This window comes from Steroidobacter sp., from assembly GCF_016790065.1.
GTDB lineage: Bacteria > Pseudomonadota > Gammaproteobacteria > Steroidobacterales > Steroidobacteraceae > Steroidobacter.
This window is the reverse complement of the sequence record NZ_JAEUPY010000729.1, coordinates 1-12,669: the sequence shown is the minus strand read 5'-3', so window position 1 is coordinate 12,669 and position 12,669 is coordinate 1. Positions and strand designations below refer to the sequence as shown.

Here is a 12,669-nt window from a genome sequence, read left to right as displayed (position 1 = left end):
TGTCGATCGGTCTTCTTGACGCCGTCCATCTCCTGCAACAACTGATTCACGATCTCGATGGTGAACTGATCGGCGTTGGCGCTGCCGCGCTGAGGCGCGACTGCGTCGATCTCGTCGATGAACAGGATGCACGGCGCCTTGCCGCGCGCACGTTCGAACAGCTCACGCACTTTCTGGCCGGACTGGCCAGTGAAGCCCGCCTTCAAGTCAGCGGTGGACGCAGCGATGAACGGCAGGCCGCTCTCGTTGGCCAGCGTGCGAGCAATCTGCGTCTTGCCTGTGCCCGGCGGGCCGAACAGCAACGCGCCTTTCGGGGGCGGCACGCCTTGCGCGACCAAGGTCTCGACGTGTCGCAACGATTCGCACACGCCTTTGAGTTTCGCCAATGTTTCATCGGCGAGGATCAGCGAATCCCAACGCGCCGATTCATCGACGGCTTCGCTGCCGGCCTTGACGTGACGACTCAAGACTTCACGCCACGTGGCTTCTGAGATCACGCCGCCGCTCTTGCTGGCGAGCGTGCAGACGTCGCTGGCGACGCGAGCCAGATTGCGGCCTGACAAGCCCGTGGTGGCTTGACCGAGGAACGCGGGAATATCCATGGGACGTTCCAGCTTGGCCATTTCCAGTCGCAGGATCTCGAGGCGCTCGGGCGCACCTGGCAGATCGATCTGCACGTCTGCGCCGAAGCGCGAGACGATCGCGTCATCGAGCAGATCGCGTCGATTCGTGGCACCCACGACCCACACGCGCTGATCTTCCGTGCCGACGCCATCCCACTCCGCGAGGAAGGCTTGCACGAGTTCCTCTGAAGCCGAGTCGGAGTTACTGCCGCCACGTCGCGCGAACACGCCTTCGCATTCGTCGACGAAAATTACGCAGCGACCGCGGCTGCGGGCTTGTTCCCAGATCTTGCGCACACGCTCGCCGCTCTGGCCGATGTAGCCGGCTTTGAGATCGGGACCCTTGAGCGACATGAAGAAACAGCTGGCGGAATCGGCGATGCGACGCGCGATTTCGGTCTTGCCGGTGCCCGGCGGTCCGTACAACAGCAACCCTTTGGGAGCTGCTTTGTCGGCGCGGTTGAACATGCGGATCTTGTCGAGCAGATCGTCTTTGACCTCGGGCTTGAGCACGATCTGGCTCCAGATGCGCTGCAAGTCCTGATCGGTGACTTCTTTGCCCTTGGGCAGTGCTTCTTCCAGCAGCAGCTCGCGCGTGAGGCGCACATCATCTGGAGAGCTGCTGACGCGCACGGCGCGCTGCATGGCGCGTTTCACCAGCATGGACAAGTCGCTGCCGCTCTTACGGTTGAGCCGCTTGGCGAGGAATGCAGCGATCTCTTCGACATCCAGCGCCGGATCGATCGGGCGCTCGGCGATGAAGCGCTTCAGCAATTCGCCTCGAGCCGCCTCGTCGGGCAGCGGGATTTCGAACTCGTAAGTGAAGCGCCGCAGGATGGCCGGATCGATTTGTTCCTTGTGATTGGTCGCGGCCAGCACGATCACCGGGCGATCTGCTTTGGTCGCGCCTTCCATCTGCGCCAGCATTTCGGTAACGATGTCGTTGGTGTACGAGTCGCCCGAGCCGCGCTTCACCGCTACCGCATCGATCTCATCGATGAACAGCACGCAAGGCGCGCTCGCACGGGCACGATTGAACAGCTCGCGCACCAAATGCGCGGACTGTCCCATGTACTGCGCTTTGAGATCCGCAGTCTTGGCTTCGATGAATTTCACACCACTTTCATTGGCGATGGTGCGAGCGATGTCGGTCTTGCCGGTGCCGGGCGGGCCGAACAAAAGAATGTTCGGAATATCGGCCTTGCCCTTGTAACGATCAGCCTCGCGCAGCACGCGTGCGGCGTGTTGCAACTCCTGCTTGATCTCGGGTGGCAGTACCAAACGATCCCAAGTCTTTTTCTCGTCATGGAACGACGCATCCGAACCGCGCACTGTGCGCACGGCGGCACGCCAGTGTTCATCGGTAGGCGCATCGGGCACCGAATGCACTTTGGTTTCGCGAACGATTTCGCGCAGTTCACGGATGGATGCACCGCTGGCGCCTTCCGCAACCCACTGCGGCGCCTTGCCGGGCAACTGATTCTCGAGGCAAGCCGTGTGCAGAACCAACTGGCGTCCGGCTGTATCGGGCGCGGCGATCTCGATCCTGGAGCTGCCAAGTTGAGCGAGGATGCGCGGGTGCAGGTTCTGTTCGCTCTGTGCGCTCAGCACGACCCAGACGTTGGTGAGTGCGGCTTCATGTTTGCTCCATTGTTCCAGCCACGCTGCTACCGCCTCCTTGGTGCCGGCGCTGTCGTGTTCCGATCCTGGGCGAGCGAAGACGTGATCCGCATGATCGATGAACAACACCGTCGGGCCGCGTCCACCGTGCGCGCTCCAGAGATCCTTGATCTCCTTGGCGGAGGCCAGCTGTTCGGCACTGGGTTTGACGAATTGGCCGAACACCGAGTCGGCGATCTTGCGGCCGAGGAATTCCTTGCCGTTGCCCGGATAGCCATGCAACAGCAGGCCCGGCGGCGTCGCTTTGTCGCGCAGATTGAACAAATCGATACGACGAATGAGGAATTCGAACACTTTCTCGGCCACATACACCGGCCGCCAGATCTGTTCGAGTCGCTGTACCTTGGCGAGCAGGTTTTCCAGCCGCGGAATCTCCTGCCGCTGGCTTTGTTCGGTCCATTTGAGCTGGCCGTACTGCGTGAAGTGTTGGAGCAGTGGCGAGATCTCGCCGGCATGGCGCGTCAACGCTTCGGTCCAGACCGCACCATAGGTGCGCATCAGATCGTTGCCTTGCTTGGAATCGACCAGCGCGAGCGTGCCGCTGGTGTTCAACCGATAGGTGGCGATGTCGCCGAATGCCAGGAAGAAGCCGCCCGGCGGTGCGTTGGAGTCGTTCGCGAGCTGCACGCAAGGAGCGTCTTCGAGCACCGGCCGATCCGGCGCGCTGTTCACGCGAAGCGATTGATAGGTGCCTTGAGCTCCCGCAGCCTGATCCGGATAACAATAAGTCAGCATCGGATGTTTCAGCGTGGCGGCGCTCTTCTGCAAGGCCGAGACCGGCGCCTTGATCTGCGCGCGCCGTTCGAAGAAGAACATGATCGGCACTATGACCAGCGCGTAGATCAGGATGGGCAGCAGCATGCTGATTTGGGTGCCCATGGCGTACAGCGTGGTCGCCAGCCAGCCCAAACCGATCAGCATCAGGATTTTCATGCCGCCGCCGGCACGCCCGAAGCGACGGAAGAAGGGCGCCAGTATCAGCGCCTTGGTGACCGCCTTGGGTACGCTGGCATAACGTTCGCGCATCAACTGACTTGCGGACGCTTGAACCATCGCAGCGATGCGACGCAGATCCTGCCGGATGGCTTCGGGAATGGCCGCGCGCTCTTGTAACGCCATTTGCGTCTGAGTGAGCTGATCGGTGGCCACAGTGATCGCGGCTTGATACTTGGCGCGCTGTTGTGACAACAAACGATCTTTGACGCTGGCTCCCGAGGCGGGCAGCGTGGCCGCAGGAGCGCTCGCTGCGACGGGTTGGGCCGCAGTCACTTTCACCGCCGCGAATTCAGGCAGCGCCGAGAAACCGGCCTCTTCCGAGAACGCCGACAATTCCGCGTGCCGCGGCGTGCGTTTCCTGGCGAACACGAAATAGGCGCCACCAGCGATAGGAATCAACAGCAAGCCCAGATAAGCGAAGTTGAAGCCGGAAGATTGCTCCTGTTGAGGCACGATCATTGGCGGAGCCAGCGCGCCCTGTTTTTGCTTCGAGCTGCTTGCTTGCGACGACTGCGTGTTGGCGCGCGGCTGCTGGACCGGAGGCGCAGCTGCTTGTTGTTGCTGCTGTTGTTGTTCGCGCTGAGCCGCGAGCTGGGCTTCTTTTTGCGCCTGACGCTCGGCCGCTTGCTGCTGCTGTGCCTGCTGTTGCTGGCGTCGTTGCTCGGCGGCTGCGGCCTGGCGTGCTTCTTCCTGTGCACGTTGCGCAGCTAGCTGCTCTTCGCGTGCGGCCTGTTGTTGGCGCTGCTTTTCTTCCTGAGCTGCCACCTTTTCCTGGCGGCGTTGCTCGGCTTGTTGTTGCCGTTCCTCAACCTGCAGCTGGCGCTGTTGAGCCGCGTACTGCTTCTGATACTCCTTCAGTTGAGCTATGCCGTCGGCGTAGGCGGCCTTGGTCTGGGCGCGGACGTCCGCCTGCTGCTGCTTGGACATGCGCGCGACCACCTTTTGTAACAAGGCGATCTCGGCCTGATTCTGTTGCAGCCGTGCCTGGTACTCCTGCGCGCTGATCTGCTTGGTCTGTTGCAGGAAGCGCAGCTCCTGGGCCTCGACTTGTTTTTTGGCGATCTGGGTCGCCACCGGGTTGGTGAACAACGACTGCGCGTGCGCGGACTGCGCGCCAAATAGCAACGCCAGTAGCGTTGCGAACACAAGGGCGGCGGCCCGAACGGCTGCCAGATGGCGATACATGAAAGATCTCCCGCGCTTCGTCGCTTGTCGCGTCATCTAAAAAAATACAATATCGAGCGCCATCGGCACAGACCATAGCGATCTGGTGTTCGAGCGTTGTCGAATTAACTTACAAAGCAAACGTTGTATGACGAGCAGAGCACGCAATCGTGGTGGCGCGGCCTGGAGCTTGGTCAAGCTCTTGCTGCTGCTCGCGGTAGTGTCGGTGCTGTTCGGCGCCGGCGGTAGTTGTGTCAAACAAGTGCCGGAGCTGGCCGGCAAGGCGGCTGCCGAGATCGCTGGCGGCGTGGCTTCGGCGGCCGGCGATGCCGCCGGCAACGCGTGGAACCGTAACGTCGCCTGGCCGGTGAAGCGCACCTGGAATCGCTTCACCAACTGGCTGTCCGATCTGTTCAGCCTCGGCCGCGATTTCTGGGACAACTCGTCGCCCGGGGAGAAATTCAAACTGGTCTGCGAGAACGCGCCGGTGCAGGGCCTGAGCGAGATATGCAAGTACTTCGAGGCGCCGCTGAGTGCGGCCAGTGACGCGCAGACCGAGCGTATCGCTTGCTTATGGCAAGCGGCTGCTCGCAGTGGCAGCGGCGAGGCCATGCGCATCGCCAATGTGTGCGTGGTGAACAAGAACGACCCGAGCGCGCTGGAGAGCTGCCTACAGAGACAGATCGAGCCCGGCGAAGGCGCCAGCTGTCTGGCCAGCGCCCCCGGCCAGTTCTGGAAGCAAGCGGCCCAGACCTTCAAGCCGCTCGCCTGCCCGGAGGTCACGGACGGGGTGGCCATGCCGGGGACACCGAGTTCGTGCGGCTCGGCGGCCGCCACTACCACTACACCAGCAGCAGATCCCTCGACCGCGCGCATCGACCAGCCGTACGTCAATTGCTTGAGGTCGGTGTACGACCGCCAGATCGCCGGTCGCTTGCCTTCGCAACAGAGCTGCCTCGACCAGCAGCAGCCCAGCATGCAGCACTGGGTGCGTTGTCTGGAAGGCGTGTTGGTGCAACGGCTGCCCAGCTCGGGTGCCACCGCCGTTGCCCAGTGTGGCAACGTTCGTTAGCGGCTTGATCGGAACGGGGGGCGGAGGGCATGGCCCGCCACAGTGCCCTAGCCGGCGCTGAAGCGCATCCATACAAGCGGGTGGTTATCGCCAGTTAACGGCAGTTAAGATCCTGGCCCCGAGCTGTCAGCCGATCCGCCCGATATCCGCCGTGCCAAAGTTGCTTCATGACTGAACAAGATCCACGCGTACGCCGGCGTGGCATCCGGGCATCGCGTCTGAAGCTCACGCGAGCATTGACGGCGGCTGGCTTCAAGACTCAGGCAGCCCTGGCCGAGCGCATCGCCGACCTCGAAGGATTGGAGGCCGCGCCGAAGGACATCGTCAGTCGTGTGTTCCGCGAGCAGCCCGTCGACCCGACCACGCTCGAACGCATCGCGCGGGCGCTGCAGACCGAAGCCTATCTGCTCTATCTGAACGCGGACGATGAGACAGAAGCGGGCGCGGCCAAGAGTGACATCGAGGTCACCACGTCAGACGAGCTGCCTGACAGTGAGTCGCCGGCTGCGCAGACTCCACCCCTGCCGCCGGTCAATACGAGGCCGTCTGTCTCCTTAGCGGATTCGATCACGCGTGCTTGGCAAAGCAACGCCACGATGGTCATTGCGCTCGTCGCGTTGATGGCGGTCCTCGCGGTTACAGTTGGTTACATTTTCCACTCGCGTAATGTCGACGGCGAGGCTGTCGCCGACGCGAAGCCCGCGCCGCTGCAACCTCGCTTCGGCCGCTTCAAGGTCGCGATCACTCAGTTCAAGGACGATGCGGACGGCGAGTTGGCCGTTCTGGTGCATGAACGCCTGGGGCGTACGCTGGGCGTGGCCTCGGCCGCGTTGCCGGCGATCGCGGGTGGCGAGGATCGCGCCGAGCTCGCAGAACGCTTTCGGGTCGATGCATTGCTCGATGGTGAAGTCGTGCAGGTCGGCCAGCTGCTGGCGGTGCGCGTGTTCGCTTATGTTCAAGCTCGTGGCCGTCGCGAACAGATCTGGGCCGAAACGCTGCCGGTGTCCAGTCGTGGGCGCAAGTGGCCGGCCACCGCGGACAACATCACCGCTGCGGTCAATCGCTTGTTCGGTCTGCCTTCGGGCGACGTGAAGAATCCGCCGCACTTCCCACTGGCGTCCGTTCAAGACGAGTACCTGCGAGCGCGCTGGTTCATGGATCAGGCGCCGAGCGAGATCAATCTGCGTCGTGCTTCGGGCAACTTCAGCACGGCACTTCGCAACGATGCCAATTACGCCGCCGCGCATGCAGGCTTATGCGAAGTCATTCTCGATGCGGTGTGGATTGACAGTGAAGAGCGCCAACTAGCGGACGCCGAGAAGTCGTGCGTTCGAGCCGCGCAGCTCGAGCCTGAGGCGCCGGAAGTGATTCGTGCCCAGGCCGCTTTCTTGAATCGTTCCGGTCGCGCCGAAGAGGCGATGAAGTTGCTGCTCAAAGTGCGTGAGCGTGAGCCGGACGATATGGAGATCGTACTCGCGCTCGCCAACGTGCAATTCGACCTGCATCGACGCACCGGCGAGCGGCAATGGGCCGACCAGTCGCTAAAGCACGCACGCGAGGCCACGACGCTGACGCCGGATTTGTGGAAGCCCTATATGTGGCTCGGCGTTTACGAGTCGGGCGCCGGTACGCTCGACAACGCCATCGCAGCTTTGCAGTCGGCCTACAAACTCGACAGCAGTAACGAGTACGTGACCACCAATCTGGGCACGATGTATTTCTGTCGCGGCGATTTCGAAGACGCGCGCGATCTTTACATCAAGGCGCGCGAGATGGCGCCGAACTCCTACGCTGGCACGGAATTCCTGGGCCTGGTCTATTACTACTTGCGAGACTTCGTCGAGTCGGCACGCTTGCGACAGACGGCGCTGGATATGGCGCGATCCGGCGGCAATGCAGAGATTCACCAGATCTGGGGCGCGCTGGCTGATTCATACCGACACGCAGGTCAGCGACAGAAAGCCATCGACGCGTACGTGCAGGCTTTGGACATCGTCGAGCGCGACTTTCTGATGGGCAACGGCACCACCGGGGACAAGGGCGCACGCGCTTACTATTACTTGATGTTGTCGTCGCTCGATCCGCGGCACCCACCGAAGGCGGTGTTGGCTTCCTTGGAGCGCGATTTGGAAGAGGCTTACGAATCGAGCAGCGAGCCGACAGCGTTACTGCGCGTTACTCAGGCGTGGCTGCTGGAGAAGAACATCGATAAGGCCAAACGCGCGTTGGCGAAAGCCGTGAAGCGTTGTCCGTGTTACGGCAGCTATCCCGATGTCGACGTGCTAGCCAAGAGCTGAGCGCTGCTCATTGCTTGGGCGGCTCCAAGCCCTTGGTGTAGAGCACCTTACCTTCCGGCGTGACCAGCACGGCATCGATGTCGTCGAGTCGGTTGTAAATCTCGATGGCTTTTTCCGGCCCGAGCACGAAGGCCGTTTTAGAGAGGCCGTCGGTGCGAGTGGCCGTCGGTCCGATGATGGTGGCGCTTCTCACTTTGCTCGCTGAGTGACCGGTCTTCGGGTCGATGATGTGGTGATAGCGCACGCCGTTTTCGTCGAAATATCGTTCGTAGTCGCCCGACGTTGAGATCGCTGCATCTTCCAGCGGAATGCGAGCGATGACTTCTTCCTTGCGATCCGGATGCCGAATGCCGACGACCCACGGCTTGCCGAAACGGTCGCCGATGATGCGACTGTCGCCGCCGGCGGTAACTAGCGCGTGCTCGATGCCGCGAGCTTGAAGCACAGCGATGCCGCGATCCACGGCATGGCCTTTACCGATACCACCGAGGTCCACCCGCACGCCAGCGCGAGCGAAATGAACGGTGCTGTTTTTCTTGTCCAACTCGATGTGCCGATAATTGATTCCAGGCAGCGCCGCAGCGATTTGTTTCTCATCCGGCCGCACATGTTTCCTGAAATCGTACAGATAGCCGACGCTGGCGTAAGTGACATCGAACGCGCCATCGGTGATGCGTGAGTACTCGAGTGCCGTGCTAAGCAGATCGAACAGCTCTGCGGAAATCTTGATCGGTTCCTGCGCCGCCCGAGCATTGACGATGGACAGCTCGCTGGTCGGCTTATAAGTGCTCATGGCCTGATCGACGCGCCGCATTTCAGCGAGCACCGCGTCGATGGCGGCGTTGCCTTGGGTTTTGTCGTCGGCCCACAGCTCGACCACGATGCGCGTGCCCATGATCCCATCTTCGACACGCTCGACCCATTCGGCCCGGGCCGCATCCATCCGCGCCAGGCTGGCCAGCGCCAGCAGGCTCAACAACAGGTTTTTCATAAGGTGAGATGGTAGCGCAAAAGAAAAGGGCGGCCCGGTTGCCCGAGCCGCCCTGTCATCCTGCGACAGTCGTGGTGCTTAGAACTTGAACCGGGCCGTCACACCGTAGGTCCTCGGCGCGCCGAGGAAGCCGTTCAAGGTGCTCTGAGAAGCGCCCGGCGCGGTCGATGAACCCTGCAAGGTGGCGTCGAACAGCACCTGGTAGTAGTCCTCGTCCGTGACGTTCAGCGCCCACAGCTCGACCATCCACTTCTCGTCATCGGCACCCAGGCCGATGCGTGCGTTCACCAGTGTCATCGCGTCCTGCATCTTGCGCGGATCCAGGTTGGAGCCGGTGTTGTACTCCGACGTGTACCGAGCACCGATGTTGCCGCGGAATAGCAGGCTCGAGCCCACAGGCTGCTCGTAAGTGGCCGACAGGCTCGCCGAATATTCCGGAGCGAACGACAACGTGTCGTCCTTGCGCTCCGGTCGGAACAGACCGCCAGCCGTGCCGAAGTCTTCGATGGTGGTGTCGGCGTAGGTGATACCGCCCTGGAAGCTCAACGCTTCGAACGGCGTGAACCACACGAAGTCCAGATCGACGCCCTTCGATACCACTTGCGGCAATGAAGTGACGACGAACTGCAGACCGGTGAAGGTGTTGAGCTGGAAGTCGGTGTAGTCCTGGTAGAACACCGCACCGTTCAACAGCAGGCTGTTGTCGGCCCACTGAGTCTTCACGCCCAGCTCATACGAATCCACCGTCTCTTTATTGAAGTGGGTGTCGCGATCCACCACCGGACCGCCCGCCACGCCGGCGCTGAGCAGGAAGTTGCCGGTGCGCTCGCGATACAGGTTGAAGCCACCGCCCTTGTAGCCCTTCGCATAGGACAGATACGACATCACGTCGTCGTTGAAGCGATAGGCGAGCTTGGCGGTGCCGCTCCATTCCTCTTCATCCAGCGATTGCGAGAACGCTACGTTGTTGAAGATCGGATCGGCGTACGTAACGCTACAACCGATGCCGAAGATCGTGGCCGCGGACGGGCTGGCAACGAACTGCGGAATGGCGCGCAAGGTCGCGCAGCCCACGCCGCCGTGGCCGTTCGAATACGACGAGTCGAGATCCTTGGACTCATCTGTATAACGCAGGCCCAGGGTCAGCTCGAGCGCATCGGTGAAGCGGATGCTGTTGTTGGTGAACAGCGCCCAGTTCTTCGACTCCTGCTTGTAAACGTCACGCGTGGCACCGTTGCCTGGATACAAGAGCGGCTGCAGCTGCGCCGGGATCAGGTTCAGCGCGCCACCGAGCAGAGCGTTGAAGTACTGCTGGAATTGCGTGCCCAGGATCAGCTGATCGCGCGAGTCCAGATCCTCCTTGGCGTAGAACAAACCCACCAGCCAGCTGAGCTTTTCGCTTTCGCCGGCCAGCCGGAATTCCTGCGTGAGTTGTTTGAACTCGTTGCCGAAGTCGCCGTTCGGCGCGCGGTACAGAATGTCGACTGTGGTGAAGTCGGCGTCCTGGCCGTTGCTGGTTTCCCAGTTGCGCCATGCGGTGATCGACGTGAGAGTCGCGCCGCTCAGCCCTGCCAGATCCCAATTGATCTCGGCCGACGCGCCCTTGTCCTCGACTTCCTGCTTGGTGGAACGATTCGAGTACGCCACCCGATCGAACGGATCGGCGGGATTACGGAACGAGTTGGCGCCGCCCAGGGCCGTCAGCACCGCCAGCACGCCGGTCGTCGGTGTCAGCACGGCTTGCGGGGCTGCACAGCAGTTCTCGTCGCGATCGGTGTAGTCGGCCGTCAAGCGGATATCCAGCGAGTCGCTGGGCTTGAACAACAGTTGGCCGCGCGCGGTCTTGAACTTGCGGTCGACGTCTTCGTCTTCAGTGCGCGGGCCAGCGCCGCGAACCACATCGAGGTAGCCGTCTCGCTCACGGGAGGCGACGTATAGACGTCCTGCCACCGATTCGGAGAACGGGCCGGTCACGGACGCCGCACCTTCCATCGCGCCATAGTCGCCGGCAGTGACCTCGACGTTGGCGCCGAAGTCGAACGACGGGCGTTTGGTCACGACGTTGATCACGCCCGCGGACGTGTTCTTGCCGAACAGCGTGCCTTGCGGACCTTTCAGTATTTCGATGCGCTCCAGCTCGCCCAGGTCGCCGAAGCCCACGCCATTGCGCGGCCGGTAGACGCCGTCGATCACCACACCCACCGAGGATTCCAGGCCGGCGTTGTCGCCGACCGTGCCGATGCCGCGGATACGCGCCGTGGTCACCGATTCGTTGGACGTGGAGGTCACCAACAGGCCGGGCGTCAGGATGGTTAGGTCTTTGATGTCTTTGACGCCGGTGTCCTGCAACAGCTGCTCGGAGACCGCCGTCACCACGATCGGCACGTCCTGCAGGCTTTGTTCACGCTTCTGCGCAGTGACGATGATGGTGTCGATGGTGCGCGTTTCTTGGGGCTCGGAGCTTTGCTGGCCGAATGCCGGCAGTACCGCGAGGGCCAATGCACCCACCACTGCTCGGCGCAGCAGCACACTACGATCGTTCATGGATCCCCCTTGTTTAGATCCAGCTTTGAAAACTATTGTCATGGCGGGGCTGTGAAGCCCGTGGCTGATAACCCAACACCCGAAGCCTACTGAGTTCGGCGCCCCAGTGAAAGAGACTTTGCATAAAAGCAACGTCCACAAAAGCACCAAAATGATTCAAACATGTCCGCAGCTGGCGGAATATTCGGAGATTGCACCTAGCAGTGGGGGCTAGCCCGCAGCCGCGGACATAACTTGTTGCGTTCTGCAGTACGCCGCTGTTGTTCCATGACAACGAGTCGGGGATGATGCTCGGCTTGAACTTCCTGAATACAGCCTGGGACTGAGCATGGCGACCGAACAGTTCGATGTCGTAGTCATCGGCAGTGGCCCTGCCGGTGAGGGCGCGGCAATGACCGCGGCCAAGAGTCACCGCAGCGTCGCTATCGTCGAGCGCTACGTCGAGGTGGGGGGCGGCTGCACGCACTGGGGCACCATCCCCAGCAAGGCCCTGCGCCACGCGGTGAAGATCCTGCACGACTTGCGACGTAACCCGCTGCTGCGTGATCTGCGCGATGCCTCGCAGCTGACCTACCCGCAGTTGCTGTCGTCGGCGAACAAAGTGATCGAAGCGCAGGTGGCCAGCCGGCATCGCTTTTATGAACGGAATCGAGTGCCGGTATTTTTCGGCGAGGCCAGCTTCGTGGATGCGAACACGCTGGACGTGCAGCCGGCCGTTGGCAAGCCGATCCGGCTCAGTGCCAAGCACATCGTGATCGCGGCCGGTTCGCGCCCGTATCATCCGCCGGAAGTGGATTTCAACCACGAGCGTATCCGCGACAGCGATTCCATTCTGCGTTACGGCGAGCATCCATTCTCCGTGACCATCTATGGTGCGGGAGTCATCGGTTGTGAGTACGCCTCGATCTTCATCAACTTAGGCGCGAAGGTGACGCTGGTCAATACTCACGACCGGCTGTTGTCGTTCCTCGACGATGAGATTGCCGAAGCTTTGTCATATCACCTGCGCGAGCAGGGCTGCGTGATCCGTCACAACGAACAGTTCAAGGCACTGGAAGCGCGCGAGCGCGACGTGGTGCTGCATCTGGAGTCGGGCCGCAAGATCAAATCGGACCTGCTGTTGTGGGCCAACGGCCGCACCGGCAACTCCGACAAACTCAAGCTGGAGCAGATCGGCTTGAAGGCCACCAGCCGCGGCCAGATCGAAGTGAACGAGCACTATCAGACCAAGCTGTCGCATATCTATGCAGTGGGCGACATCGTCGGCCCGCCGGCGTTGGCCAGCGCCGCCTACGTGCAGGG

6 protein-coding genes are annotated in these 12,669 nt (G+C 61.8%); 3 read left to right on the top strand and 3 right to left on the bottom strand.

The annotated features are described in order from the left end of the window. Nucleotides 1–4,484 (bottom strand): AAA family ATPase (locus JNL55_RS29690; RefSeq protein WP_293863146.1); only part of this gene is annotated, 4,484 nt, incomplete at its 3' end. 127 nt (nucleotides 4,485–4,611) lie between these two features. Here JNL55_RS29690 and JNL55_RS29685 point away from each other — a divergent pair. Together JNL55_RS29685 and JNL55_RS29680 are read left to right on the top strand one after the other, a co-directional pair. Continuing rightward, on the top strand, nucleotides 4,612–5,535 hold the full coding sequence (locus JNL55_RS29685) for a hypothetical protein (RefSeq protein ID WP_293863144.1): 924 nt from the start codon (nucleotides 4,612–4,614) through the stop codon (nucleotides 5,533–5,535). Nucleotides 5,536–5,702: 167 nt separating this feature from the next. Next, the gene (locus tag JNL55_RS29680; protein WP_293863142.1) at nucleotides 5,703–7,832 is read left to right on the top strand and encodes a tetratricopeptide repeat protein; all 2,130 of its coding nucleotides are present in this window, start codon (nucleotides 5,703–5,705) and stop codon (nucleotides 7,830–7,832) included. A 7-nt stretch (nucleotides 7,833–7,839) separates the two neighbouring features. On the opposite strand, the gene JNL55_RS29675 is transcribed toward JNL55_RS29680, so the two are convergent. Both JNL55_RS29675 and JNL55_RS29670 read right to left on the bottom strand, forming a co-directional pair. Then, a complete protein-coding gene (locus JNL55_RS29675) occupies nucleotides 7,840–8,823 on the bottom strand; it encodes an FAD:protein FMN transferase (protein WP_293863140.1) in 984 nt (327 codons plus the stop codon). Between the two features lie 78 nt (nucleotides 8,824–8,901). Then, nucleotides 8,902–11,367, bottom strand: coding sequence for a TonB-dependent receptor (locus JNL55_RS29670; RefSeq protein ID WP_293863138.1), 2,466 nt, complete (start codon nucleotides 11,365–11,367; stop codon nucleotides 8,902–8,904). 328 nt (nucleotides 11,368–11,695) lie between these two features. On the opposite strand from JNL55_RS29670, the gene JNL55_RS29665 reads away from it, so the two are divergent. Then, nucleotides 11,696–12,669, top strand: a 974-nt coding sequence (locus tag JNL55_RS29665; RefSeq protein ID WP_293863136.1) for an FAD-dependent oxidoreductase, incomplete at its 3' end; no start/stop codon positions are given.